Genomic DNA, 25,251 nt, shown 5'->3' with positions numbered 1-25,251 from the left:
AATCGGCATGAAATCGTCATATGCGGCCCCCATGCTGAGGCTGCAAACCGGGGGTAGGCCGTGTATGATGCGCCACCCTCTTTTATCTCTTTATCCGTAAGGAAGGATATAACCCGCGATGAGCAACTTCCTCTTCACCTCCGAGTCGGTCTCCGAAGGCCATCCGGACAAAGTCGCCGACCAGATCTCCGATGCCGTCCTCGATGCGATCATCGCGCAGGATCCGCGTGCGCGCGTGGCCTGCGAAACGATGGTGAAGACGGGCGTGGCCATCGTGGCCGGCGAAATCACCACCAGCGCCTGGGTCGACCTGGAAGCGCTGACCCGCAAGGTCATCACCGACATCGGTTATGACTCATCCGACGTCGGCTTCGACGGCGAGACCTGCGGCGTGCTGAACCTGATCGGCAAGCAATCCCCGGACATCAACCAGGGCGTGGACCGCAAGAAGCCCGAAGAACAGGGCGCCGGCGACCAGGGCCTGATGTTCGGCTACGCCACCAACGAAACCAAGGACTACATGCCGGCGGCGATCTACTACTCGCATCGCCTTGTCGAGCAGCAGGCCAAGATCCGCAAGAAGAAGAACTCGCCGCTGTCGTGGCTGCGCCCGGACGCCAAGAGCCAGGTCACCCTGCGCTATGAGGACGGCGTGGCCACCGCCATCGACGCCGTGGTGCTCTCCACCCAGCACGATCCGGACATCAAGCAGAAGGACCTCATCGAGGCCGTGCGCGAGCACATCCTCAAGCCCGTGCTGCCGGCCAAGCTGCTGCACAAGGGCACCAAGTTCCACATCAACCCGACCGGCAAGTTCGTGATCGGCGGCCCGGTGGGCGACTGCGGCCTGACCGGCCGCAAGATCATCGTCGACACCTACGGCGGCTGGGCCCGTCACGGCGGTGGCGCGTTCTCCGGCAAGGATCCGTCGAAGGTGGACCGTTCGGCCGCCTACGCCGCCCGCTACGTGGCCAAGAACATCGTGGCCGCCGGCATCGCCGACCGCTGCGAAGTGCAGGTGAGCTATGCCATCGGCGTGGCCGAGCCGACCTCCATCTCGGTCACCACCTTCGGCACCGGCAAGATCGCCGACGAGAAGATCGAGAAGCTGATCCGCAAGCACTTCGACCTGCGCCCGTACGGCATCATCAAGATGCTCGACCTGATCCACCCGATGTACCAGCAGACCGCGAGCTACGGCCACTTCGGCCGCACCCCGCAGGAAGTGAAGGGCCCGGATGGCAAGGTCTACTCCACGTTCTCGTGGGAGAAGACGGACAAGGCCGAGGCGCTGCGCGCCGATGCCAAGCTGAAGTAAGCGAGGCTTGCTTTGGTGTGAAAAAAACGGGCCGCGAAAGCGGCCCGTTTTTTTGCTTCGTGCCCTCTACGCGCGGTAGAGAGTTGTTTTTTGATTTGCTCCCTCTCCCCTCCGGGGCACGCGGGGAGCGGCCAGGGATGGCCGCGGTTTTGAGGAGCGAGGAGAGAGTTGGTGTGAGGGGGCAATCCTGCCTCAACGATGGCTCCCCCTCACCGTCATTCCTGCGAAAGCAGGAATCCAGCGACTTTCAACCTCTCCTCAGTCCACGGAAAGGCACTGGATTCCTGCTTTCGCAGGAATGACGGCTCTTAGGGCAGACTATCGCGAGCACCCTCCCCGAAGGGGAGAGGGAGCAAAGCAAAAAGGCCGCTTGCGCGGCCTTTTTTGCTGATCCGGTGAAATCCCACACTCACTTATCCGGCGAAGCCCCCGCCGAAGCGACCTTCTGCCCCGCCACCTTGTTGCGCGCGGTCGTTGCCGGGCACGTGGCGCCCTTCTTTTTCTTCGAGCACGTCGCCGCGCTGGCGACGGCTTCCGTCTTCGATCCGCGGCGGTGGTGACGGCGGGAAGTCGAAGCATCCGCCACGGCAGTAGCCTTGGCCGCGGCGACGCCGCCCTTGGTGCGGCGGGCCTTGGACGAGGCCACGGCAGCCGGCGCTTCGCCAGCCTGGGCGACCAGGGACGCCGGCGTTTCCTGGTTCTCGAAGCCGTCGTCGAGCAGGCGGGCCATCAGCCGGTCACGCGAGGCCGCGGTACGGCCGCCCATCACCACGGAGAACAGGCGACGGCCGTCCTTCACGGCGGTGGAGGCCAGGTTGTAGCCCGCGGCGTTGGTGAAGCCGGTCTTCAGGCCGTCCATGCCGGGGTACTTGTCCATCAGGTTGTTGTGGCCGCGCACCAGACGGCCGCGGAACATGAAGTCCTTGGTCGAGAAGTAGTGCGAGTACTGCGGGAAATCGTGGTACAGCGCCATGGCCAGCTTGCTCATGTCGCGGGCCGTGGTGGTGTCTTCCGGGTCGGGCAGGCCCGAGGCGTTGGCGAAGCGGGTGTTGCTCATGCCCAGCAGCTGGGCCTGGGCGTTCATCATCTCGACGAAGTGGCTCTCGTTGCCGCCGAGGCCTTCGGCCACCACGGTGGCGGCATCGTTGGCCGACTTGGTGATCATGCCGAGCACGCAATCCTCGACCGTGATGGTCTGGCCGCTGCGCAGGTCGAGCTTGGTCGGCGCCTTGGAAGCGGCCCACGAGGACACGGGCAGTTCCTGGTCCATCTTGAGCGTGCCGTTCTGCACGGCCTGGAAGGCAAGGTACAGCGTCATCATCTTGGCCAGCGACGCCGGATGGTTCGGCTCGTCCGCGTTGACCGCAGTAATGACCTGGCCGTCGGCCTCGTTGATGACGATGGCGGCGTCGCCCGCGTGGGCCATGCTCGCAAAGCCGCCCGCGACGCTCACGAGCAGTGCGAACAGACCTTGACGCCAGGTACCCCCCCTGGCCGGCGTGTTGGACTTGATAGCCACCCCGATTCCTCGCTTCCGCTGCCGCTTCAACCGGCGTTACAAACCCTGAACTGCAACGCCACCGCCACAGGCCCAGACAATACTTGAATTACATCACATAAGTCCATGTTTCCATGGACGATAAAATGATAACGGCGCCCCGGGCGCCGTCGTAACGTAAATTTCACTGTGAAAGCTTTGTCTACGTGTCAAGTGAGTGTGCCCTCAAAAGGTGTAAGGGAAAAGTCCTTTTTTCTGAAAGTCGCCACTTTTTCGCTAGAAAAAGCAACGACCTTGCCAGGGCTTTCCCTATTCCGTCGACGGCGCCACACGACGATCACTGAGCCTATCGGCCGCGCGCCCGCGGTATTGAGCGCGCCTCTGCCTGATGGGTTGCAGCGGCACATCGCCTAAAATGGCGGGATGTCTCTTATCCAACTCCAGCGCGTCGACTTCAGCATCGGCGGCCCTCTCCTGCTCGAACACGTCGACCTCTCCATCGAGGCGAACGAGCGCGTGTGCATCGTCGGTCGCAACGGCGAAGGCAAATCCACCCTGATGAAGCTCATCGCGGGCGACCTGAAGCCCGACGATGGCGAGATCCGCGTGCAGAACGGCGTGGTCGTCGCGCGCATGGCGCAGGAGGTGCCACAGGACACCGCGGGCAGCGTGTTCGACGTCGTCGCGCAGGGCCTGGGCGATCTCGGCCAGTTGCTCGCGCGCTACCATCACCTGCTTGCCGAAGGCGACATGGACGCACTCGGCGACGTGCAGTCGCAGATCGAAGCACAGCACGGCTGGGATCTCGACCGCCGCGTCACCGACGTGCTCGCGCGACTGGAACTGCCCGGTGACACCGACTTCGCGGCGCTCTCCGGCGGCATGAAGCGCCGCGTGCTGCTCGCGCAGGCGCTGGTGCGCAAGCCCGACGTGCTGCTGCTCGACGAGCCCACAAACCATCTCGACATCGAAGCCATTGGCTGGCTGGAAAACTTCCTGCGCCAGTTCGAAGGCAGCATCATCTTCGTCACCCACGACCGTTCCTTCCTGCGCGCGCTCGCCACGCGCATCGTCGAGATCGATCGCGGCCAGCTCACCGACTGGCCGGGCGACTACGACAACTACCTTCGCCGCCGCGAGGAACGCCTGCACGCCGAAGCACAGGCGAACGCGCATTTCGACAAGAAGCTCGCGCAGGAAGAAGTGTGGATCCGCCAGGGCATCAAGGCGCGACGCACGCGCAACGAAGGACGCGTACGCGCGCTGAAGGCCTTGCGAGTGGAGCGCGCGCAGCGCCGCGAGCTTTCCGGCAACGTGAAGATGACGCTGGCCAACGCGCAGGCGTCGGGCAAGAAGGTGATCGACCTGGAACACGTGCACCAGAGCTACGGCGGCCGCGTGCTGATCGAGAACCTGAGCACCACCATCATGCGCGGCGACCGCGTCGGCATCATCGGCCCCAACGGCGCCGGCAAGAGCACGCTGCTGAAGATCATGCTGGGCGAGCTCAAGCCCGAACGCGGCCACGCCACGCTCGGCACCGGCATCCAGATCGCCTACTTCGACCAGCACCGCGTGCAGCTCAACGACCAGCTCAACGCGCTGGACAACGTGGCCGAAGGACGCGAGTACATCGAGCTCAACGGCACGCGCAAGCACATCATCGGCTACCTGCAGGACTTCCTGTTCTCGCCGGAACGCGCACGCGCGCCGATCACGCGCCTGTCCGGCGGCGAGCGCAACCGCCTGCTGCTGGCCAAGCTGTTCGCGCAGCCGTCCAACCTGCTGGTGATGGACGAACCCACCAACGACCTGGACGTGGAAACGCTGGAACTGCTGGAAGAGCTGCTCACCGAATACCAGGGCACCCTGCTGCTGGTGTCCCATGACCGCGCGTTTCTCGACAACGTGGTTTCCAGCACCCTGGTGCTCGAGGGCGAAGGCAGGATCGGCGAATACGTCGGCGGCTACAGCGACTGGCTGCGCCAGCGCCCTGCTCCTGCCGCGTCCGTGTCCAAGCCCGCGGAGACCCGGGCCGCCGCTCCCGCGCAGGGCCCCGCGCCCGCCGCTGAGGCCAAGCGCAAGCTCAGCTACAAGGACGCCCGCGAACTCGAACAACTGCCCGGCCGCATCGAGGCGCTCGAAGCGGACATCGCCGCACGCACCGAGGCCATGAACGACCCGGACTTCTACAAGCAGGACAACGCCGCGGTAATGAAGGCGAACGAGGCGCTGGCCAAGCTGCAGTCTGAGCTCGATACCGCCTATGCGCGGTGGGCGGAATTGGACGGCTGAGCGGTATCACCGCCTCTCAAACTGGATCACGAGCCTCGCGAGAAACGCAGCGGCATTGCACAGTCGCGAGGGTCATGGGTGCGTCATATGCGGCGACGGCGCGTACGCCATCCTGCGGACACCACTGAACCAACGCAGCTTCACATAGCTTGGCAGGGCACCGAACAGACTGAATGAGTTGACGGGGTGCTGATCATTGACAGCCTCCGTCAACGCCTCGTCCAAGGCAGTCGCCGGCGCAAACCGTTCGCGACTCATCCAGCCCACTCCTGCCCGCATGGTCCCGCAATGTCGACGTTGCGCCTCGATCAAGGTTTCATACAAGAGCGCGGGTTCGCGACCGTACTCGCGGAACAATCTGGACTGCCACGCGAACAGACTTTGCAGACCGGGGTGGTGACTGAAGTAGGGCACTATACGCAACGGGCGAAGTAGCGTTGCCAAGGTAATATCCGCCGCGCTCAGCCGTGCACCGACAATGAAAGCTTGGCGCTTCAGCCGGTCGGCCAACGAGAGCAGAAGCGCTTCCAATTGCTCATAGACACGATCATGACGGTTGCGATCGAAACGGAAGCGCTTTATCAGAAGCATTCCCAGGACTGGCGCAGCCAGCGAACGCCAACCGCGGCGGGTGAAAAGCCCACCACACACATCGGGAAGGAAAAGTCGAGGCAGCACCTGCGGACATTCCATGATCAATTGGGTGTAGCCGAGGCGCCGCGCATAGAGTCCCAGCGACGAGTCCAGCCGCAACATCCACTGCCAGGCTTCGGCGCGTTCAGTGGGCTGATGGGGAAGAAGGGGCCTGTCAGGATAGGTCTCATCCAGGTAGCGAATGATCGGGGACGAATCACTGATGGCAACGCCGGTAGATGCGTCATGGATAAGTGGAACCGTTTGCGCACAGGAAAAGCGCCGCATCTCCTCCTTTTTGTAGGCCACGACATCCACGGCCTGCCATGCCAGACCTTTGATATCCAACGCCCAACGAACTTTCTCTACGTAGTGCGACCATCGCAACTGATACAACGTGATCATTGGCTATTCCTTGATGGAGTCGGTAAGTCATGGCGGCCTCTTGTCGATTTCTCAAGCAAAATGCGATGGAAACCGCTAGCACTTACAGCGCATGAAGCGCTTAGCCCACACTCGCTCCATGTCGGAAGTCGCTTTGCTCAACCCGTATTCTGCAAACCCTGCGATACGCCATTCACGCAAGCCACCAGCGCGGCGAGTAGCGCATCGTCGCTCTCGCCGCCTTCACGCCAGCGCTTGAGCAGGTCCACCTGCAGCAGGCTCATCGGGTCCACGTAGGGGTTGCGCAGGTCGATCGATGTGGCAAGCCGTGGCGCGTTCTGCAGCAGCGCGTCGTTGTTCTTCAGGCGCATCAGCCAGTGGCGCGTGCGCTCGAACTCGTCGCGGATCAGGCCGAAGAACGGCTCGTGCAACGACCCGGCCAATCTCGAGAACGCCTCGGCGATGCCCAGGTCGCACTTCGCCAGCACCATCGACACGTCGTCGAGCATGTTGGCGAAGAACGGCCAGTCGTGGGCCATCTCGGACATGGCTGCTTCGCCATATTCCTTGACACCGAATTCCAGCGCCGAACCCAGCCCGTACCAGCCGGGCAGGATCGAGCGGCACTGCGTCCACGCGAACACCCATGGGATGGCGCGCAGGTCCTGCACGCCGCGCATGCTGCGCCGGCGCGACGGACGCGAACCAAGCGTCATGCGTTCGATCACGTCGATGGGCGTGGCGGAGCGGAAATAGTCGACGAAACCCTCGCGGTCGACGAACGCGCGATAGTGCTCGCGGCTGCGTGCCGCCAGGCGGCTCATGCGCTCGCGCCACAGGTCTTCGCGCGGTTCCTGCGTGCGCGGGCGCAACGAGGCGCGAAGCACGGCGCCGACGGTTTGCTCCAGGTTGCGCAGGGCCAATGCGCGGATGCCATACTTGCGGTGAATCACTTCGCCCTGCTCCGTCACGCGCAGCACGCCGGCCACCGAGCCGCGCGGCGATGACATCAACGCGGGCATGATGCGTGCGCCGCCGCGACTGGCGGAGCCGCCTCGGCCGTGGAAGAAGGAAAGCCGGATGCCCGCCTCCGCCGCCACCTCCAGCAGCTCCACCTGCGCGCGCTGCAAGCCCCAGCGCGACGCCAGCGTGCCGCCGTCCTTGCCGCTATCCGAGTAGCCCAGCATCACCCACTGGCGGTTTCCGCGTGAGGCGAGGTGGTCGCGGTAGACGGGATCGTCCAGCAAGGCACGCAACGTGGCGGGTGCATTGGCCAGGTCGTCCACGGTTTCGAACAGCGGCGCCACGTCCAGCGGCACGCGCCCTTCATGGGTAAGGCCGCCGTAGCGCGCGAGCGCCAGCACGGCAAGCACGTCCGCCGCCGAGCGCGCCATGCTGATGATATACAGGCCCAAGGAAGCGACACCGTAGCGGCCGCGTGCCTCGCGCAGCGTGGCGAACACCTCATGCAGTGCGACGGCGTTGGCGTCGTCGCTGTTGGGCAGCGATTCCTCGCCGCCGGCGTAGCGGCGCAAGCGCTCGGCGCGTTCGCCCGCGTCGCGCGAGGTCCATTCCTCATCCCGCAGCAACTGGGACAGCGCATCGTCGTGCACGCGCGAATCCTGACGCACGTCCAGTCGCGCAAGGTGGAAGCCGAACGTGCGCACGCGCCAGATCAGGCGGCGCACGGCATACGCGCCGGCATGCAGGCCGCGATGGTCGATCAGGCTGGTCGCGATCAGGTGCAGGTCGTCCAGCAGTTCGTCGACCGAGGTGTAGCCCTCGGGATGGCCGTCGTCGAGCGTGGCTTCCAGGCGCGCGCCGATGATGGTGAGCAGGCTGCGGTACGGCATGTCCGCGTGGCGCGGACGCACCTTGGCGGCCGCGACAGGGAAGCGCACGCGATAGTCGAACAGGCGACTGGCCAGCTCGCTGCCGACGGGCACGCGATCTTCCGTCTGGCTCAGCAGGCGCGCCAGGCCGGCGATGTCCTCGATGTAGTGCTCCAGCACATGGGCGCGCTGCGTGGACAGGCTGTTGGCGATCGTGGCGGCGCCCACGTTGGGATTGCCATCCATGTCGCCACCCACCCAGGTGGCGAAGCTCAACAGGCGCGGGATCGGCACGGCCACGCCATAGACGGACTGCAGCGCATCGGCCAGCGACTCGTACAGCGCCGGCACGATGCGATAGATGGGGTTGGCGAGATAGAAGCCGACGTGATGGTGCTCGTCCTGCACGGTGGGGCTGACAGCGGACGCTTCGGCCGTCTGCCAGCCGGCGCTGAGCGCCATGAAGATGCGGTCGTCGTCCTCCTTGCGCTCCTGCGGCGTGCGCGTGGGATCGAAGTTGTCGACCAGGGCGCGCACGATGGCCTGCTCTTTCTCCAGCAGCGAGCGGCGCACGGCTTCGGTGGGGTGCGCCGTGAAAACCGGTTCCACTTGCAACCGTTCCAGCCATTCGATCAGCTCGCCCGCCTCCACGCCCTGCGCCTTCAGGCGCGTGAGCACGTCGAGCAGGGATTCAGGCTGCGGCGCGCCGCCCTCGCGCTGGTAGTCGCGGCGACGGCGGATGCGATGGATGCGTTCGGCGATGTTCACCGCCTGGAAATACGTGGCGAAGGCGCGCGCCAGCGATTCCGCCTTGTCCGTGTCCAGGCCGGTGAGCAGGCCGCCGAGCTCGTCGAGCGGCCCGTTTTCCACGCGGCGCGCGATGGCGGCAGTGCGGATGCGCTCCACTTCGTCAAGGAAGGCCGGGGAAATCTGCTCGGCCAGCATATGGCCGACCAGGGTGCCGAGGCGGCGGACGTCTTCGCGCAGGGGCGCGTCGTGCGGGGCGAACTCAGGACTGCGGTGCTGGTTCATCGATGCCACGTTGCGGATGTCTGGACGTCCAAGACTACCCCAAGCGGGAGGGATTTGTGCATCGCGGCAAAAGAAACAAACCAACCGTCACCGCGTGTTCCCCCAAGCCCGTCATTCCCGCGAAGGCGGGAATCCAGTGCCTTTAGCTCGGCAGGGTGTGGTGCTGCCAAAGACGCTGGATTCCCGCCTTCGCGGGAATGACGAGCAAAGAGAAGGGCGCCCCTGACACCCAGGGCGCCCAAAGTCACTTAATGTCGCGGAGAGCCAGCGTCAGCTTTCGCCGCATCCTTCTCCGGCTTCGCCTGCTTCACATACATCTCCAGCCAGCTGTTCATCTCCGCCAGCATCTGCATGATCGATTCGCGCGCGCGGTACGCATGCGCTTCGTTCGGCAGCAGCACCAGCCGCGCGGTGCCGCCCAGGCCCTTGATGGCGGCGTACATGCGCTCGCTCTGGATGGGGAACGTGCCGGAGTTGTTGTCCTGCTCGCCGTGGATCATGAGCAGCGCGTCCTTGATGTGGTCCGCGTAGTTGAACGGCGACATGGTGTTGTACACGTCCGGCGCCTGCCAGTAGTTGCGTTCCTCCGACTGGAAGCCGAATGGCGTCAGCGTGCGATTGTAGGCGCCGCTGCGCGCGATGCCCGCCTTGAACAGCCGCGTGTGCGCGAGCAGGTTGGCGGTCATGAAGGCGCCGTAGGAGTGGCCGCCCACCGCGATGCGGTTGCGGTCGGCGACGCCCCGGCGCACCACTTCGTCCACCGCCGCTTCTGCGCTGGCGACCAGCTGCGGGACATAGGTGTCATTGGGTTCCTTGTTGCCCTCGCCCACGATAGGCACGGAGAAGTTGTCCAGCACCGTGTAGCCCATGGTGAGGAAGGCCTGCGGTCCCCAGTAGCTGATGCGGTTGAACTTGTACGGCGAATCCTTGACCTGGCTTGCGGCATCCGCCGATTTGAACTCGGTGGGATACGCCCACATCAGCATCGGGCGCGGGCCGTCCTTCTTCGGGTCGTAGTTGGGCGGCAGGTACAGGGTGGCGGTGAGTTCCACGCCATCCTTTCGCTTGTAACGGATCTGCTCCTTCTTCACGCCCTTGAGCTGCGGCAGCGGGTTGGGAAAGTGGGTGAGCTCGCGCAGCTTGCCGTTGGCGCCCAGTTCGCGCACGTAGAAGTTGGTGGGCTCGGTGGGCGATTCGCGGGAGATCAGCGCGCGCGTGCCTTCCGCATCCAGCAGCATCTGCGGATCTTCGTAGTACGGTGCCTGCGACTGGAACAGGCGCGTGCTCTGGCCGGACTGCAGGTTCACGCGATCGATGAACGGACGGTCGCCCTGCGGGGACGCACCCTCGCCGAGGCGGTAGATGCTTTGGCCGTCGGCGGTGACGATGAGCCGCGGTTCGCCGTGCTCGTCGAGCATGGTCGCGGGCGTGCCGGGGTCGCGGTAACGGTCTTCCGACGAGCCCTCGCGCACCAGCACGGGCGACTGCGCCGGCTGATCCGGCGACACGCGCCATTCCTTGACCTGGCGCGTCTTCCACCAGAACTCCTCCACCAGCGCGAGGCTGCCGTTGGCCCAATGCGCACCCGCGTAGCGGCTGCCCAGCTTCGCCAGCGTGGTCGGCGCCTGATCGAACGGCGCCGCCTGCATCTGCACGATGTCGCGGATGTCCGCCTTGCGCGCGGGGTCGCCGCCATCCTGCGCCTCGGCCCACACCAGGGTGGCCGAAGCATCGGCGCGCCAGCTGATGTCGCGCACGCCGGTAGGCACGGCGTCGTTGCCGGTGGGCAGGCCTTCCATCAGCGGCAGATGGGCGATTTCCTTGACCAGCTTGCCGTCGCGATCCAGCACCTCGATGCGGCGCGGGAAGCTGTCCACCGGCACGAGGTAGGAGAACGGGCGCTCCACGCGTTCGCGCAGCAGGTAGCGTCCATCCGGCGACGGCGCGATGGAAAGGGTCAGCGCCGGCTCGCCCAGCGCAGTGACCTTGCCGTCCAGGTCCACCAGCGCGGACTGCGAGCGCAGGTAGTACTCGAACAGCTGGGCATCGTCCTCGTTGCGCAGCATGTCCTGATAGGTGCGGATGGCCTTTACGCCGCCACCGGCTTGCGTCTGCTGCGTGTCGGGCCCGGTCGGGATGATGCCGGCAACCGGCGCCGCGCCCTGCCCCTGCGGCCGCAGCTGCACGAGCAGTTGCCTGCTGTCCGGCATCCAGCGATAGCCGCGACCCGCGACGGTATTCAGCGGCAAGGCGATCAGCCGATGCGCCGAGCGCGCCGCCACGTCCACCACCCACAGCTCGTTGGTGCCCTCGCGTGCGTTCACCTGGTTGAAGGCGAGATAGCGCTGGTCCGGCGACCACGACGAAGTGGCGATGGAGAGCGGCTGCGGCAGCCCTTGCAGGCGGATCTCCTTGCCGGTGGCGACATCCATCAGCCACAGGTCCGTGCCGAACACGAAACGGCTCTGCGCATACGTGCGCGGGTTGATGCGCAGTCCCGCGAGCTTGAGTTCGGGCTGGGCCACCACGTCAATGCCCGGCAGCGGCGGCGTCTGGGTCAGCGCCAGCAGGTCACGGTGCGGGCTGATCGAGAGCTGCGGCGGCCGCGGCGCATCCACCAGCGCCTGCAGCGGCGCGGGCGGGGTGAGATAGCCCGAGGCCGGCGCAACGGCCGGCGCCATGGGCGCCTGGTCCGCCGGAACCTGTGGAGAAACAGCCAGCAGCAGGCCGACCAGCGCGAGGCGTCGGAGCGACATATCCATGTGAGGGGTCCCCTGTGTCGTAAACCCTTGCGACATTAGCGCGACTGGGCGCGGGCCAACCCGGCCATCAGTCATGGTCCGGACTGAACCGGCGCAAGCCCGTGGGCACGAAACCATCATCCGGGGACGCTATACTCCGTTGTCCCGTCGAGGGGCGCTGCGACCGTGGCTACGCAACTTGCGAACCCGGCCAGGCTCGACGGATTTCTCCTGTAACGGCGCCCGGCCAACGATGCGACCTCTCGGGTCGCAACAACCGGAGCTAAGCCACATGAACGCAGTCACCAAGGATTCCGCCCCCCAGGATTTCAAGGTTCGTGACATCTCCCTGGCCGACCTCGGCCGCCGCCGCATCCGCATGGCGGAAGAGGAAATGCCGGGCCTGATGCAGATCCGCGCCCGCTACGCCAAGGAAAAGCCGCTGAAGGGCGTGCGCCTGTCCGGCTCCCTGCATTGCACCAAGGAAACGGCCGTGCTGGCCGAAACCCTGCGCGAGCTGGGCGCGTCCGTGCGCTGGGCCTCGTGCAACATCTTCTCCACCCAGGACGACGTTGCGGCCGCGCTGGCCGCCGGCGGCCTGCCGGTGTTCGCCTGGAAGGGCGAGACGCTGGAGGAGTACTGGCAGTGCACGCTGGACATGCTCACCCACCCGGGTGAGCTCGGCCCGCAGCTGATCGTGGACGACGGCGGCGACGCCACCTTGTTCATCCACAAGGGCGTGGAGCTGGAAGAAGGCAGCGACTGGGTCAACACGCCCAGCGGCAACCATGAAGAACAGGTCATCAAGGACCTGGTCAAGCGCACCGAAGCGGAGCGTCCGGGCTGGTTCAAGAAGATCGCCGCCGAATGGAAGGGCGTGTCCGAGGAAACCACCACGGGCGTGCATCGCCTTTACCAGCTCGCCGAAGCCGGCAAGCTGCTGGTGCCAGCCATCAACGTCAACGACTCGGTGACCAAGAGCAAGTTCGACAACCTGTACGGCTGCCGCGAATCGCTGGCCGACGGCATCAAGCGCGCGACCGACCTGATGGTCGCCGGCAAGGTGGCCGTGGTGTGCGGCTACGGCGACGTGGGCAAGGGTTGCGCGCACTCGCTGAAGGGCTTCGGCGCGCGCGTCATCGTGACCGAGATCGACCCGATCAACGCCCTGCAGGCCGCGATGGAAGGCTTCCAGGTCACCACCATCGAAGAGACGCTGGGCATCGGCGACATCTACGTCACCACCACCGGCAACAAGGACATCATCACGCTGGAGCACATGGCGGCGATGAAGAACAACGCCCTGGTGTGCAACATCGGCCACTTCGACAACGAGATCCAGATGGATCGCCTGAACTCCGCCAAGGGCGTGTCGCGCGAGAACATCAAGCCGCAGGTGGATCGCTACACGTTCGAGAAGACCGGCCACAGCATCTACATGCTGGCCGAAGGCCGCCTGGTGAACCTGGGCTGCGCCCACGGCCACCCGAGCTTCGTGATGTCCAACAGCTTCTCCAATCAGACGCTGGCCCAGCTAGACCTGTGGGCGAACAAGGACACCTACGAGAACAAGGTGTACCGCCTGCCCAAGAAGCTGGACGAGGAAGTCGCTCGCCTGCACCTGGAGCAGATCGGCGTGAAGCTGACCCGCCTCACCCAGGAACAGGCCGACTACATCGGCGTGCCGGTGGATGGCCCGTACAAGCCGGATCACTACCGCTACTGATCGCGCCTTCGGGTGCATCGAAAAGGCCGCCGGAAGGCGGCCTTTTTTTTGCGCGACGTAAGCGGCGTCATCGCATGGCCGGCCCGCAGCCCAGCCACGCCATGACGCCGTGCAGCGACGGCACCTGCATCAGCCAGGGTGCGGCCATGGTCAGCATGCCGGCCGCCAGCACGAATGCGGCCGCGCCACGCCGCGCACCGGATCGCTGCAACCACCGCCCCACGCGCGCGCCCGACCAGGTGAGCGGCACCATCACCAGCCAGGTGCCGATACCGAACGCGGCCATGGTGCCCGCCCCTTTCATGGCGCTCGTCTGCAACCAGGCGGCAGCCAGCATGGTTGCGCTGAGGCCGCAAGGCATCCAACCCCAGAGCATCCCGGCCAGGAGACGACGCCACGCGGTATCGGCAGGCAACAGGCGCCGCTGCAGCGGCTGCAGCCAACGCCACAGATGAACCCCGGGGCGTCCGAGAAAGCGCAGGCGGCCACGCTGATCCAACAACCGCAACGCCACGACGATCAATACCAACCCCGTCGCCACGCGCGCCGCGATGGCGAAAGCGCGCCACTCGAACACACGCAGCAAGCCATCGCCCAGGCCACCGACCAGTGCACCCGCGAGCGCGTAGCCCAGCACGCGGCCGGCATTCAACTGCAGCGATGCCATGAGTCCGTGCCGCGGCGACCACACCGAGAAACCCGTGGCAATGCCGCCGCACATCGCCGCGCAGTGCACGCCGCCAAGCAACCCACTCAGCAGCGCCGCCGACAAGGCGAGCGGATCAATCGGCACGCGCACCGCCTTCGCCGTTGACCGCCTCGGCCTTGGCGACAACGGCGCGATCGCCAGGCTCGTCCTCGCTGAGGATATCGAGCGCCGGCGTATCCATGTCGTCGAACTGCCCCTTGCGCACCGCCCACACAAAGGCGCCGATGGCGAACGCCAGCAGCATCAGGCTCAGCGGAATAAGCATCAGCAGGATGATCACGACGCGGCCTGCTTGCCCGAGGCACGCATCAGCCGCAACGCATTGGCCGTCACCGTCAGGGACGACAACGCCATGCCGAGCGCCGCGAACGCGGGCGTCACATGGCCGGTCATCGCCAGGGGAAGCGCCAGCAGGTTGTAGCCCACGGCCCAGCCGAAGTTCTGCCGCACCACGCGCTGCGTGCGTCGCGCGAGCTGCACCGCCGCGGGAATACGCAGCAGCGACGGCGCGGTCAGCACCATGTCCGCCGCACGCTGCGCCAGCGCGGCACCCTCGCCCATCGCAATCGATACATCGGCGCCGGCGAGCACGGGCGCATCGTTGAGGCCATCGCCCACCATCGCCACCACGCAGCCTTGCGCCTGCAATGCGCGCACGAGCGCCAGCTTGTCTTCCGATGACTGGCGCGCACGCACTTCACCCAGCGATAACTGCTTCGCCAGCCGCTGCACCGCACTGGTGGAATCGCCGCTCGCGAGATGAATGCGCAGACCCATCGCCTGCATCGCGGCGATGGATTCGGCCGCGTGCGGGCGCAGCGTTTCCTGCAGGCAGAACCTGGCCACGGCGTTGCGGCCGTTGCCGAGCCAGAGCTGGCCATCGTCTTCACGCCCCGCGGCGAACGAAGCGCGCCCCAGGCGCCACACGTTTCCATGGATACGGCCGGTAACGCCCTGCCCGCTGAGCTCGCGCATGTCCTGCACGAGTATCGATGTGGACACCTCGGCGAATGCCTGGGCGACGGGGTGGCGGCTGTCCCGCTCCAGCGCGGCGGCTATGTCCCTAGCCTGCACTGGATCGAAGCCGTCGAACGTGTGCACATCGCCCACCGTCAGCTGCACGCTGGTCAGGGTGCCGGTCTTGTCGAACACCACGTCGGTGGCACGTGCGAGATTCTCCAGGCTGCCCGAACGGATCGACAGCACGCCCATGCGCGCCAATGCGCCATGGCTTGCCGCCAGCGCCGCGGGCACCGCGAGCGAAAGTGCGCACGGGCAGCTCACCACCAGCAGCGACAGCGTGACTTCGAACGCGCGTGCCGGATCATGCATGCGCCAGAACACATAGACAGCGATCGCCAGCACGATCAGCACGGAGACGAATATCCGGCCGATGCGGTCCGCCACGCGCGCCAGCGCTGGCCGCTGCGACTGCGCCTGATCGACCAGCCTGGCGAGCTGCGACAATCGCGTCGCGCTGCCAACCTGCGTGGCCACGATGCGCGCCGGCGTCTCCCGGCAGGTGGTGCCCGCGTAGATCGTCGCGCCACGCGTGCGGCTTACCGCACGGGATTCGCCGGTCAGCAGGGCTTCCTCGAACGAGGCATGGGCATCGAGCAGACTGCCATCGACGGGCACCACCTCACCCACGGCCACGCACGCCACGTCGCCCACCGCCAGCGAAGTCACGGGCACGGTGATGCGGCTTCCGTCCGCGAGCTCCTTCACCGCCAGCATGGGACGCGCGCGCGCCAGCGCATCCACCTGCGCGCTGGCAATGCGCCGGGCACGCTGCTCCAGCAGTCGCGCGGCGAGCAGCAGGAACACGAACATGGTCGCGGCGTCGAACCACACCTGCGCGCCGCCACGCATGGTCTCCACCATGCTGGCGAGGTAGGCCAGCAGCGTGGACGCCGCGATCAAGGTGTCCATGCCCGCATGACGCTGCCGAAGCTCGCGCCAGCAGCCTTGCAGGAATGGCCAGCCGGCGTAGAACACCACGGGCGTGGCGACCAGCAAGGCCACCCAGCGGAAGAAGTCGCGCGTGGCTCCCGCCATGTGGTGGCCGAAATCCAGATACAAGGCTTCGGAAAACATCATCGTCTGCATGGCGCCGAGGCCGGCGACACCCAGGCGCATCAGCCATCGGCGCTGCTCGGAAACACGCTCGCGCTCGCGCGCTGCACCGGTCGCGAGATATGGCCGGTACCCCAGCATCGCCAGTCGGGCCAGCAGCTGCGACAAGCGCGTGCGCGTCGGATCCCAGGCGATGCGGATGCGGCCCGTGACGGCATTCGCACCGGCATCGAGCACACCCGCTTCGCCCTGCAGGGCGCGATCGATCAGCCACGCGCAGGCGGCGCAGCGCATGCCGTCGGTCAGCAGGGTAATTTCCAGGCCACCCGCGACAGGCACCGCGTGTTCGCCGAGCAGATCATCGCGATCCCAGCTGGACAGGTCGGGCACGTCCTCCACGCGAGTGCCGGCCGTGCTGCGCAGGCGATAGTAGTCGCCCAGTGCGGATTGGCGTATCCATTCGGCGGCGGCGGCGCAACCGTGGCAACAGAAACCCTGGGTTTCGCCGTTGATATCAAGCCGCACCGGCAACGGCGGCAAGGTCTCGCCGCAGTGATAGCAGGCCGTCGCGCGGCCCGCCTTGCCGATGTCGACCATCGCGTCCACGATCAGGGCGTAAGGCGGATGAATCGCGCCTGTGCCGTCCACTCTCCCCGCAGCGACCAGGTGGCATTGTCGGGCCGCAGCTCGACGAGCCAGTCGTGGCCACCGTCCATGGAACCCACGCCGCGCCATCCCAGCTCGCTCGGCGACAGCTGGATGACACGCCCCTGCACGGCGGGATCACTGGAGGAAAGCGTCAGGCGAAGTTTGCCGCCACGGGGGAAATCGCCATCCATCGGTACGGCTTCGATCATGTCGCCCTTCAGGCGCAGGATCAGGCCGCGGGTGTCCACCTCCGACGGCGGCTCGCGGTCCTGCGCGGCGACCAGCAACTTGCCCACCCGGGTGACCTTGCCCACGGTCTCCATGTCTTCCCGGCCCGGGTGGACGGCGGCGAACAGCAGGGCAAAACCGATCACCACCGACGCCAGCGGCAATCCCACCAGCATCCACACCATGGGCTCGCGCCAGGTACTGCGTGTCTTGGTCATGGCATAGGTCCAAAGAAACTGCTCTTGACGGTGACCGACGCGCCCGCGTCAAGGTCACGCACGTGGAACGTCACCTCATGGCGACCAGTCACCTCGGAAGTGCTCTCCACCGTGACCGGCACCGACAGCACCTCGCCGCTTTGCGCGCTCACGTTCTTCGCGCCACCGTTGAGGCCAATGCCGGGCACATCCGCCGAGGTGACGTCGATCAGGAAACGATGTGGCTGCTCAGCCTTGTTCACCAGCTTGAGGGTGTAGGCGTTCTGAATGTTGCCTTCGGGAGTTTCGCTGTACATGGCGTTGCGGTCGCGCAGCACCTCCGCCATCAGCGGGCTGCGGTGGGTCACGCCGTACAGCCAACCGCCCATGAGGGCGAGCAAGAGCGCGCCGTAGACGAACACGCGCGGCCGCAGCACCTTGCCGGGCTTGCCGTCGATCTGGTTCTGCGTGGAATAACGGATCAGGCCCTGCGGATAGCCGACCTTGCCCATCACCTCGTTGCAGGCGTCGATGCAGGCGCCGCAGGCAATGCACTCGTATTGCAGGCCGTTGCGGATATCGATGCCGGTGGGGCAGACCTGGACGCAGATCGTGCAATCGATGCAATCGCCCAGCTGTTCCGGCGTGAACTTCGGCAACGGCTCGGCGGCCTCCCCCGTGCCCGCCAACGCGATGGTGCCACCCGCCTGGGCGCGGTGGTCCGCTGCGGACGGATGCTGGCTGGCGCGGAACACGTAGTCGTAGGCGGTGACCTTGTCCAGCAGGCCGCGCGCGCGCTCCAGCACGCTTTGCAGGCCGCGCTTGCGGGAACCGCGCGGCTCGCCGCGCATCGGATCGTAGGCGATGATCAGCGTATTGCGGTCGAACATGGCGCTCTGGAAGCGCGCGTAGGGACACATGTACTTGCACACCTGCTGGCGCAGGAAGCCCGCATTGCCCCAGGTGGCGAACGCATAGAACAGGATCCAGAACGTTTCCCAGCCACCCCAGCCGAACGGCATGCGTCGCGCGAGATCGCCAATGGGGCTGAAATAACCCACGAAGGTGAAGCCCGTCCACAGCGAGAACACCGCCCATGTAGCGTGGCGCGCGCTCTTGCGCACGATCTTCTCGCGCGTCCACGGGCCTGCGTCGAGCTTCATGCGCTTGTTGCGGTCGCCCTCGAAGCAGCGCTCGATCCATAGCGACACTTCGGTCCAAACCGTCTGCGGGCAGGCATAGCCACAGAACAGACGTCCCGCCAGCGCGGTAAAGAAGAACAGCGCCATCGCCGCGATGATCAGCAGCACCGACAGGAACAGGAAATCCTGCGGCAGGAACAGCCAGCCGAACACGTGGAATTTTCGCGCCGGAAGATCCAGCAGCACGGCCTGCCGCCCCTGCCAAGTCAGCCAGGGGAAGCCGTAGAACATGCCAAGCAGCCAGATGACGGCGGCGACGCGCAAACGATTGAAACGGCCGGACACGTCACGCGGATAGACCTTGCGTTCGCTGACGTAGTACGAGTCGCTCTCGTCATCGACGACGTGCAGGGGAATGCGGCGACTCATGGTGCTTTACCGGAACGCGCGGACGACTTCACCTGGCGGCTGGGACGAAGAAGTATCCAGGTGAACAGGCTCGACGACGCGGTCGCCAGCCAGATCAGGAAGAAGCCCAGCGTATAGCCCAGTTCCCGGCCGAGCTTCAGCGATGGAAAGGTGATGTCACGCAAGGCGATGGGATCGATAAAGGCGAAGAACACCACCGTGACCACGCCCGCGACGAAGAAGCTCGGCCACAGCAGTGCGCCCAGGCACTGCGGAGTCGGCAAGGATTCGTCACGAGGGGCCACGGTCGTGTTCCGGTGGATCATTCCGCCACCACAGCTCCGGCAGGCGGCGGATCCTTGTGTGGCGACAATGTCCACACATAGGCACCGACCAGGCGTGTGCGCGTGTCGCCAAGAATGGGCTTCCATGCCGGCATGACACCCTGGCGTCCGTCGTTCAACGTCTTGCGCAGCGATGCCTTGCTGCTGCCGTAGAGCCAGTAGCTGTCGGTGAGGTCCGGCGCGCCGACCACCTGGTTGCCCTTGCCCTGGGGGCCGTGGCAGGCCACGCAGATGGTGCCGAACAGTTTTTCGCCGCGTTCGGCGGCTTCATCCTTCGGTTGCGCCGGCTTGGACAGCGACAGCACGTACGCGATGGTGTCATCGACGGCCGTGGGTCCACCCTGCGCGGTGAGCGTCGTGGCCCACGCAGGCATGACGGCCTGCCGTCCTTCCTGGATGGTTTCCAGGATGCGATGCGGCGTGCCGCCCCAATGCCAGATATCGTCCGTGAGATCAGGGAAGCCGGTGGCGCCATGGCCCGTGGAGCCGTGGCAGGCCGCGCAGCGATTGAGGAAGATGGTGCGACCAAGCGCAACCGCCTGCGGGTTCTTGGCGAGCTCGTCGATGGGCTTGCCGGCGTAGAGCTTCAAGGTGTCGTCGAGGCGCGCGTCCTCGGCGGCCTCGTCCAGCGCCAGCTCCTTCTGGGAACTCCAGTTGCCGAAGCCGTGAAAGGTCCCCACGCCGTACCACAGCAGGTAACCCACCGCGAACACGATGGTGATGTAGAACAGGTTGATCCACCAGCGCGGCAGCGGCTTGTTGTATTCGGTGATGTCGCCGTCCCATACATGCCCGGTTTCGTCGGGCTTGGGGTCGGTCGGGCTGCGTCGTGTATTGCCGCGCAGCAGCCAGACGCAACCGATCAGGTTGATCACCACGATGGCGATGACATACCAGCTCCATGCGGAAGTCATGCGATCTCCTCCTTGTCATCGTCCAGCGGCATCTGGGCCGCAGCATCCATCTCCGGTTTCACGGAGGGTCGCCAGAGATAGAGGGTGCCGCCCACGAACAGCACGAGCAGCGCGGCTGTAATCAGTCCTGGCACCATGTCACTCCGCTCCCTCGCCGGCCTGCAGGTCGGTCTGCGATACGTGGGTGCCGAGGCCCTGCAGATAGGCGATCACGGCGTCCAGCTCCGTCTTGCCTTCGACGGCCTTGGCGGCGCCCGCGATGTCCGCTTCGCTGTAGGGATCACCGATGCGCTTGAGGGCGCGCATGTGCTGCGCGACCTCCGCGCCGTCCAGCTTGTTGTCGGCCAGCCACGGGTAAGCCGGCATGTTGGATTCCGGCACCACGTCGCGCGGGTTGTGCAGGTGCGCGCGATGCCAGTCGTCGGAGTAGCCACGCAGGCCGACGCGGGCAAGATCCGGGCCGGTGCGCTTGCTGCCCCACTGGAACGGATGGTCGTAGACCGATTCGCCCGCCAGCGAGTAGTGTCCGTAGCGCTCCGTTTCGAAGCGGAGCGTGCGCACCATCTGCGAATGGCAGTTGTAGCAGCCCTCGCGAATGTAGACGTCGCGGCCGGCGAGCTCCAGCGCGGGATAGGGCTTGATGCCCGGCAGCGGCTTGATGGTTTCCGCCTGGAACATCAGCGGCACGATTTCGGCGAGGCCGCCGAAGGAAACCGCCACGGCCACCAGGATGGCCATCAGGCCGATGTTCTTTTCGAGTTTCGCGTGTGTCTGGCTCATGTCTGTTCCCTCAGGCACGGGCGTCGGCGGCATCGGGGGCGAGCAGCGGCTGCGGCTCGGTGTTCGCGGCGGTCAGGCGGAAGGTCTTGAAGACGTTCCAGGCCATGACCAGCATGCCGGACAGCACGATCAGGCCACCGCCGAGGCGGAACACGTAGTAGGGCTTGGTGGCGTTCAGCGCTTCGACGAAGGAATAGACCAGCGTGCCGGTATCCGGATCGGTGGCGCGCCACATCAGGCCCTGCGTGACGCCGGCGATCCACATGGCGGCGATGTAGACGACCACGCCGATGGTGTGCAGCCAGAAGTGCACGTCGATCAGCTTGACCGAGTACATCTTCGGCAGGCGCAGCAGCCGCGGCAGCATGGCGTAGATGGAGCCGATGGAGATCATGGCCACCCAGCCCAGCGCGCCGGCGTGCACGTGGCCGATGGTCCAATCGGTGTAGTGGCTGAGCGAGTTGACCGTCTTGATCGACATCATCGGTCCCTCGAACGTGCTCATCATGTAGAACGAGAGCGAGACGATGAGGAACTTCAGGATCGGATCGGTGCGCAGCTTGTACCAGACGCCCGACAGCGTGAGGATGCCGTTGATCGCACCGCCCCACGACGGCGCCAGCAGCACCAGCGAGAACACCATGCCGAGCGACTGCGCCCAGTCGGGCAGCGCCGTGTATTGCAGGTGGTGCGGACCGGCCCACATGTAGATGGCGATCAGCGCCCAGAAGTGCACGATGGACAGCCGGTACGAATAGATCGGGCGGCCGGCCTGCTTGGGCACGAAGTAGTACATCATGCCGAGGAAGGCGGTGGTCAGGAAAAAGCCCACGGCGTTATGGCCGTACCACCACTGCACCATGGCATCGACGGCGCCGGAGTAGACCGAGTACGACTTCATCCAGCCGGCGGGAATGGCCAGGTTGTTGACCACGTGCAGCAGGGCGATGGTGATGATGTACGCGCCGTAGAACCAGTTGGCGACGTAGATGTGCTTCACCTTGCGCTTGGCGATGGTGCCGAAGAACAGCACGGCATACGCCACCCACACGATGGTGATCAGCACGTCGATCGGCCACTCGAGCTCGGCGTATTCCTTGCCCTGCGTGTAGCCCAGCGGCAGCGAGACGGCCGCGGCCACGATCACCAGTTGCCAGCCCCAGAACACGAAGGAGGCGAGCTTGTCGGAGATCAGCCGCACGTGGCAGGTGCGTTGCACCGTGTAGAGGCTGGTGGCGAACAGCGCGCAGCCGCCGAAGGCGAAGATCACCGCATTGGTGTGCAGCGGACGCAGGCGGCCGTAGCTGAGCCACGGCACGTCGAAATTGAGGGTCGGCCAATACAGCTGCGCGGCGATGAATACGCCCACCAGCATGCCGACCACGCCCCAGACCACGGTCATCACGGAAAACTGCCGTATGACCTTGTCGTTGTAACTCCCCTCGACGCCCACCATGAGGCCCACTCCTAGGCATAACTGAACGGCGGGAAGTCTGGGGGGCACCCCTGGATGGCCAATTGATCTGGATCAAGGGCGCAAGGGAAGTCCGCTGTCGCGGTTTGTCGCAGGGAGGTCGCCGCCACGGGCTCCGGCCTGGCGGGAACAAACAGATATCTCTATATCGCGAAAAAGAGATATATACTCGGACCATCACCTCGCCAGGGACCGTACCGATGTCGTCCATCAGCTTTGAGTTCTTCCCGCCCAAGACCGATGAACAACGGGATCAGCTCGACCAAGCCGCCAGGCTGCTCAAATCGCATGCGCCCGAATACGTCTCGGTGACCTTCGGTGCGGGCGGCTCCACGCTCAGCTACACGGGCGAAACGGTGCACCGCCTGCATACCGCCCACGGCTTGAACGTGGCGCCGCATCTTTCCTGCGTGGGCGGCACGCGGGCCGAGCTGAAGGCCTTGCTCGACGACTACCGCGCGGCCGGCTACCGCCGCATCGTGGCGCTGCGCGGCGACCTGCCCTCCGGCATGGCCACCCCGGGCGATTTCCGCTATGCCTCGGAACTGGTGCGCTTCATCCGCGAACACTCGGGCGATCACTTCCACATCGAAGTGGCGGCCTACCCCGAAACGCACCCGCAGGCCGACGACGCGCTGGCCGACCTTCGCCACTTCAAGGCCAAGGTGGACGCCGGCGCCGATGGCGCCATCACGCAGTACTTCTACAACGCGGACGCCTACTTCCGTTTCGTGGACGACGTGCAGCGGCTGGGCGTGAAGGTGCCCATCGTACCGGGCATCATGCCGATCTCGAATTTCTCGCAGCTCAAGCGTTTTTCCGATGCCTGCGGTGCGGAAATCCCCCGCTGGATCGCCAAGCGCATGCAGGCGCACGGCGATGATGCGGCATCCATCCGCGAGCTCGCCGCCGACGTGGTGGCGCAGCTGTGTCGCCGCCTGCTGGAAGGCGGCGCGCCGGGCCTGCACTTCTATACCTTGAACCGCGCCCGCGCCACGCGCGCGATTCTGGACCGGTTGCACGGATAACCGACGAGGCGAAGCGTAAGCTCGCCCGATGATCCGAGCCGCCCTGACGCTTCTGCTTTTTCTGCTGCCGCTCTGCGCCATGGCGCAGGACGGCATTCACCGCTGCATCGGGCCCGACGGCAATCCGCTGTTCACCGACCAGCCCTGTGCCGCGCTGCAGGCGACGCCGGTGAACGCACCGCCGCCGACGGCGAAGCCCGCGACAGCGCAAGGACCAGCGGACATCCTCACCGCCGCGCCGCCGGCGACGACCTGCGCGACATCTCTCGGGGAACTGCGCCAAAGCATGGTGGATGCATTCGCCACGCGCGACCCGAACCGCCTGGCCGGTCTGATGATCTGGAATGGCTACGGCCGCAATGCCGTTGTGGCAGACATCCGCTCGCTGGGCGCGCTGATGCGGCGGCCCTTGCTGGATATCCGCACCTCGGACGACGACGATCCCGCGCCAGCGGACAGCACCAGCACCTTGAGCGACCGGGAAGCGCAGCGGCAGAGCGCCGCCGCGAGCGATCAGCTGATCGTGCATACCGCCTCCAACGATGGCAGCGGCGCGCCGCGTGAAAGTCGCTTCGGCATCGTGCGACGTTCCGGCTGCCTCTGGCTGCGCGCATCGGGCTAGAACCTGTTCAAAATCTCTCGTCGGCGCATATTTCTCCTCACCCTCATCCCGCGAAAGCGGGAGGCGCCTTTCAACAGCCGCGGGGCTGGTCATCCCGTGTCTTTAAGCCTTATCGCAGCGAGTAAAGTCGCTGGATCCCCGCTTTCGCGGGGATGACGGTGGGGGAGCGGGCGTGACTGAGGAGATGTTGGACATGCTCTAACGCCCGCGGCTTTGGTGCTGCGCAAGATCGCCCTCCGGACAGGCGCGGTATCATGGCGCGATTTTTCCCCGGAGATCCCCCATGGCGCAGCAGTACCCCGATTGGATCTGGCAGAACGGTGCCATCAAACCCTGGCAGGAAGCCACCGTCCACGTGATGGCGCACGCCCTGCACTACGGTTCGTCGGTTTTCGAAGGCATCCGCAGCTACGCAACGCCCGATGGCGCGGCGATTTTCCGCCTCACCGACCACCTCAAGCGCCTGTACCAGTCGGCCAAGATCTACGACATGGTGCTGCCCTACTCGCAGGACGAGCTCGCGACCGCCTGCCGCGAAGTAGTGCGCAAGAACGGCCTGGCCGCCGCCTACCTGCGCCCGGTGGCCTACCGCGGCCTGGGCGGCTTCGGCCTGTCGGCGGAAACGCCGATCGACGTGGCCGTCGCCGCGTGGGCGATGGGTCCGTACCTGGGTCCCGAGGCATTGGAAACCGGCATCGAAGCCTGCGTTTCCAGCTGGCAGCGCTTTGCTCCCAATACCATCCCGGCCGGCGCCAAGGCGGGCGGCAACTATCTTTCCGGCCAGCTGATCGCGCGTGAAGCGCGTCGCCTGGGCTTTGGCGAGGGCATCGCCATGGCCTCCACCGGCCTGCTCAGCGAAGGCGCGGGCGAGAACCTGTTCCTGGTGTTCGACGGCGTGCTGCACACCACGCCCGCCAGCGCCTCCATCCTCACCGGCATCACGCGCGACACGCTGAAGACGCTGGCCCGCGAAGACGGCATCGAAGTGGTCGAGCGCGATATCCCGCGTGAATATCTCTACCTGTGCGACGAACTGCTGATGTGCGGCACGGCAGCGGAGATCACGCCCATCCGTTCGGTGGACGGCAAGCAGATCGGCAACGGCAAGGCCGGCCGCGTCACGCGCCGCCTGCAGGAACTGTTCTTCGGCCTGTTCAATGGCAAGACCAACGACCAGTGGGGCTGGCTGGAGCCGCTCTGAGCGGCGGGGAAATCAGGTTTT

20 protein-coding genes and 1 riboswitch are annotated in these 25,251 nt (G+C 65.7%); of the genes, 6 read left to right on the top strand and 14 right to left on the bottom strand.

Annotation, left to right across the window (positions count from 1 at the left end; all coding sequences use genetic code 11):
• The first annotated feature begins 118 nt into the window (after nt 1–118).
• Nucleotides 119–1,318, top strand: a complete 1,200-nt coding sequence (metK, locus tag BDW41_RS07595) for a methionine adenosyltransferase (RefSeq protein ID WP_074545853.1) — start codon at nt 119–121, stop codon at nt 1,316–1,318.
• Nucleotides 1,319–1,727: 409 nt separating this feature from the next.
• Here metK and BDW41_RS07590 read toward each other — a convergent pair whose 3' ends face one another.
• A complete protein-coding gene (locus BDW41_RS07590; protein ID WP_074545856.1) occupies nt 1,728–2,837 on the bottom strand; it encodes a D-alanyl-D-alanine carboxypeptidase family protein in 1,110 nt (369 codons plus the stop codon).
• Nucleotides 2,838–3,239: 402 nt separating this feature from the next.
• Between BDW41_RS07590 and BDW41_RS07585 the strand changes: the two genes are divergently transcribed.
• Complete coding sequence (locus BDW41_RS07585) at nt 3,240–5,111, top strand: ATP-binding cassette domain-containing protein (protein ID WP_074545860.1); 1,872 nt, start codon at nt 3,240–3,242, stop codon at nt 5,109–5,111.
• Between the two features lie 72 nt (nt 5,112–5,183).
• Here BDW41_RS07585 and BDW41_RS07580 read toward each other — a convergent pair whose 3' ends face one another.
• The 3 genes from BDW41_RS07580 to BDW41_RS07570 all read right to left on the bottom strand — a co-directional run bounded on the left by BDW41_RS07580 (nt 5,184) and on the right by BDW41_RS07570 (nt 11,673).
• On the bottom strand, nt 5,184–6,149 hold the full coding sequence (locus BDW41_RS07580) for a glutathione S-transferase family protein (protein WP_074545863.1): 966 nt from the start codon (nt 6,147–6,149) through the stop codon (nt 5,184–5,186).
• A 137-nt stretch (nt 6,150–6,286) separates the two neighbouring features.
• Nucleotides 6,287–8,992: a phosphoenolpyruvate carboxylase gene (gene ppc, locus BDW41_RS07575; RefSeq protein WP_074545866.1), complete on the bottom strand. Its 2,706-nt coding sequence runs from the start codon at nt 8,990–8,992 to the stop codon at nt 6,287–6,289.
• Nucleotides 8,993–9,240: 248 nt separating this feature from the next.
• Entirely contained in the window at nt 9,241–11,673 is a 2,433-nt protein-coding gene (locus BDW41_RS07570) for a prolyl oligopeptidase family serine peptidase (protein WP_233496813.1), read from the bottom strand.
• A 224-nt stretch (nt 11,674–11,897) separates the two neighbouring features.
• Nucleotides 11,898–11,985: riboswitch (S-adenosyl-L-homocysteine riboswitch) on the top strand.
• A 40-nt stretch (nt 11,986–12,025) separates the two neighbouring features.
• Between BDW41_RS07570 and ahcY the strand changes: the two genes are divergently transcribed.
• The gene (gene ahcY / locus BDW41_RS07565) at nt 12,026–13,459 is read left to right on the top strand and encodes an adenosylhomocysteinase (protein WP_074545875.1); all 1,434 of its coding nucleotides are present in this window, start codon (nt 12,026–12,028) and stop codon (nt 13,457–13,459) included.
• Between the two features lie 67 nt (nt 13,460–13,526).
• Here ahcY and BDW41_RS07560 read toward each other — a convergent pair whose 3' ends face one another.
• Genes BDW41_RS07560 through ccoN form a run of 10 tightly spaced genes read right to left on the bottom strand, consistent with a single transcriptional unit; the run spans nt 13,527 to nt 22,361 of the window.
• A complete protein-coding gene (locus tag BDW41_RS07560) occupies nt 13,527–14,252 on the bottom strand; it encodes a sulfite exporter TauE/SafE family protein (protein WP_074546383.1) in 726 nt (241 codons plus the stop codon).
• Nucleotides 14,242–14,448: a cbb3-type cytochrome oxidase assembly protein CcoS gene (ccoS, locus tag BDW41_RS07555; protein WP_074545878.1), complete on the bottom strand. Its 207-nt coding sequence runs from the start codon at nt 14,446–14,448 to the stop codon at nt 14,242–14,244. The genes BDW41_RS07560 and ccoS overlap by 11 nt, the downstream gene beginning before the upstream one ends.
• Nucleotides 14,445–16,892, bottom strand: a complete 2,448-nt coding sequence (locus tag BDW41_RS07550) for a heavy metal translocating P-type ATPase (protein ID WP_233496802.1) — start codon at nt 16,890–16,892, stop codon at nt 14,445–14,447. Before BDW41_RS07550 ends, ccoS begins: the two co-directional genes overlap by 4 nt.
• Nucleotides 16,853–17,338 (bottom strand): hypothetical protein, encoded by a 486-nt coding sequence (locus BDW41_RS07545; RefSeq protein ID WP_074545882.1) that lies wholly within the window; start codon nt 17,336–17,338, stop codon nt 16,853–16,855. Before BDW41_RS07545 ends, BDW41_RS07550 begins: the two co-directional genes overlap by 40 nt.
• Nucleotides 17,335–18,888 carry a 4Fe-4S dicluster domain-containing protein gene (locus BDW41_RS07540; protein ID WP_074545886.1) on the bottom strand — a complete coding sequence of 518 codons (1,554 nt, stop codon included), beginning with the start codon at nt 18,886–18,888 and terminating at the stop codon, nt 17,335–17,337. Before BDW41_RS07540 ends, BDW41_RS07545 begins: the two co-directional genes overlap by 4 nt.
• Nucleotides 18,885–19,193 (bottom strand): hypothetical protein, encoded by a 309-nt coding sequence (locus BDW41_RS07535; protein ID WP_074545890.1) that lies wholly within the window; start codon nt 19,191–19,193, stop codon nt 18,885–18,887. Before BDW41_RS07535 ends, BDW41_RS07540 begins: the two co-directional genes overlap by 4 nt.
• On the bottom strand, nt 19,190–20,125 hold the full coding sequence (gene ccoP, locus BDW41_RS07530; protein WP_074545893.1) for a cytochrome-c oxidase, cbb3-type subunit III: 936 nt from the start codon (nt 20,123–20,125) through the stop codon (nt 19,190–19,192). Before ccoP ends, BDW41_RS07535 begins: the two co-directional genes overlap by 4 nt.
• Entirely contained in the window at nt 20,122–20,262 is a 141-nt protein-coding gene (locus tag BDW41_RS07525) for a cbb3-type cytochrome c oxidase subunit 3 (RefSeq protein ID WP_074545895.1), read from the bottom strand. The genes ccoP and BDW41_RS07525 overlap by 4 nt, the downstream gene beginning before the upstream one ends.
• A 1-nt stretch (nt 20,263) precedes the next feature.
• Entirely contained in the window at nt 20,264–20,905 is a 642-nt protein-coding gene (ccoO, locus tag BDW41_RS07520; protein WP_074545898.1) for a cytochrome-c oxidase, cbb3-type subunit II, read from the bottom strand.
• Between the two features lie 10 nt (nt 20,906–20,915).
• Complete coding sequence (gene ccoN, locus BDW41_RS07515; protein WP_074545902.1) at nt 20,916–22,361, bottom strand: cytochrome-c oxidase, cbb3-type subunit I; 1,446 nt, start codon at nt 22,359–22,361, stop codon at nt 20,916–20,918.
• A 218-nt stretch (nt 22,362–22,579) separates the two neighbouring features.
• Here ccoN and metF point away from each other — a divergent pair, with 218 nt between their 5' ends.
• From metF to BDW41_RS07500, 3 genes are all read left to right on the top strand, one after another.
• A complete protein-coding gene (metF, locus tag BDW41_RS07510) occupies nt 22,580–23,407 on the top strand; it encodes a methylenetetrahydrofolate reductase [NAD(P)H] (RefSeq protein ID WP_074545904.1) in 828 nt (275 codons plus the stop codon).
• Between the two features lie 28 nt (nt 23,408–23,435).
• On the top strand, nt 23,436–24,029 hold the full coding sequence (locus BDW41_RS07505) for a DUF4124 domain-containing protein (protein WP_074545907.1): 594 nt from the start codon (nt 23,436–23,438) through the stop codon (nt 24,027–24,029).
• A 283-nt stretch (nt 24,030–24,312) separates the two neighbouring features.
• Complete coding sequence (locus BDW41_RS07500) at nt 24,313–25,230, top strand: branched-chain amino acid transaminase (protein ID WP_074545910.1); 918 nt, start codon at nt 24,313–24,315, stop codon at nt 25,228–25,230.
• Nucleotides 25,231–25,251 lie beyond the last annotated feature (21 nt).

The organism is Dyella sp. AtDHG13, assembly GCF_003201105.1.
GTDB lineage: Bacteria > Pseudomonadota > Gammaproteobacteria > Xanthomonadales > Rhodanobacteraceae > Dyella > Dyella jiangningensis_B.
This window is presented reverse-complemented; position numbering and strand designations above follow the sequence as displayed.

What these genes read in the sequence shown, in the direction of transcription:
- BDW41_RS07585 (WP_074545860.1), top strand. Translation starts at nt 3,240, where the DNA reads ATGTCTCTTATCCAACTCCAGCGCGTCGACTTCAGCATCGGCGGCCCT.
- metK (WP_074545853.1), top strand. Translation starts at nt 119, where the DNA reads ATGAGCAACTTCCTCTTCACCTCCGAGTCGGTCTCCGAAGGCCATCCG.
- BDW41_RS07525 (WP_074545895.1), bottom strand. Translation starts at nt 20,262, where the DNA reads ATGGTGCCAGGACTGATTACAGCCGCGCTGCTCGTGCTGTTCGTGGGC.
- BDW41_RS07545 (WP_074545882.1), bottom strand. Translation starts at nt 17,338, where the DNA reads ATGACCAAGACACGCAGTACCTGGCGCGAGCCCATGGTGTGGATGCTG.
- BDW41_RS07505 (WP_074545907.1), top strand. Translation starts at nt 23,436, where the DNA reads ATGATCCGAGCCGCCCTGACGCTTCTGCTTTTTCTGCTGCCGCTCTGC.
- ccoN (WP_074545902.1), bottom strand. Translation starts at nt 22,361, where the DNA reads ATGGTGGGCGTCGAGGGGAGTTACAACGACAAGGTCATACGGCAGTTT.
- ahcY (WP_074545875.1), top strand. Translation starts at nt 12,026, where the DNA reads ATGAACGCAGTCACCAAGGATTCCGCCCCCCAGGATTTCAAGGTTCGT.
- ppc (WP_074545866.1), bottom strand. Translation starts at nt 8,992, where the DNA reads ATGAACCAGCACCGCAGTCCTGAGTTCGCCCCGCACGACGCGCCCCTG.
- BDW41_RS07500 (WP_074545910.1), top strand. Translation starts at nt 24,313, where the DNA reads ATGGCGCAGCAGTACCCCGATTGGATCTGGCAGAACGGTGCCATCAAA.
- BDW41_RS07580 (WP_074545863.1), bottom strand. Translation starts at nt 6,149, where the DNA reads ATGATCACGTTGTATCAGTTGCGATGGTCGCACTACGTAGAGAAAGTT.
- metF (WP_074545904.1), top strand. Translation starts at nt 22,580, where the DNA reads ATGTCGTCCATCAGCTTTGAGTTCTTCCCGCCCAAGACCGATGAACAA.
- BDW41_RS07535 (WP_074545890.1), bottom strand. Translation starts at nt 19,193, where the DNA reads ATGATCCACCGGAACACGACCGTGGCCCCTCGTGACGAATCCTTGCCG.
- ccoO (WP_074545898.1), bottom strand. Translation starts at nt 20,905, where the DNA reads ATGAGCCAGACACACGCGAAACTCGAAAAGAACATCGGCCTGATGGCC.
- BDW41_RS07540 (WP_074545886.1), bottom strand. Translation starts at nt 18,888, where the DNA reads ATGAGTCGCCGCATTCCCCTGCACGTCGTCGATGACGAGAGCGACTCG.
- ccoP (WP_074545893.1), bottom strand. Translation starts at nt 20,125, where the DNA reads ATGACTTCCGCATGGAGCTGGTATGTCATCGCCATCGTGGTGATCAAC.
- BDW41_RS07570 (WP_233496813.1), bottom strand. Translation starts at nt 11,673, where the DNA reads ATGGCGCCGGCCGTTGCGCCGGCCTCGGGCTATCTCACCCCGCCCGCG.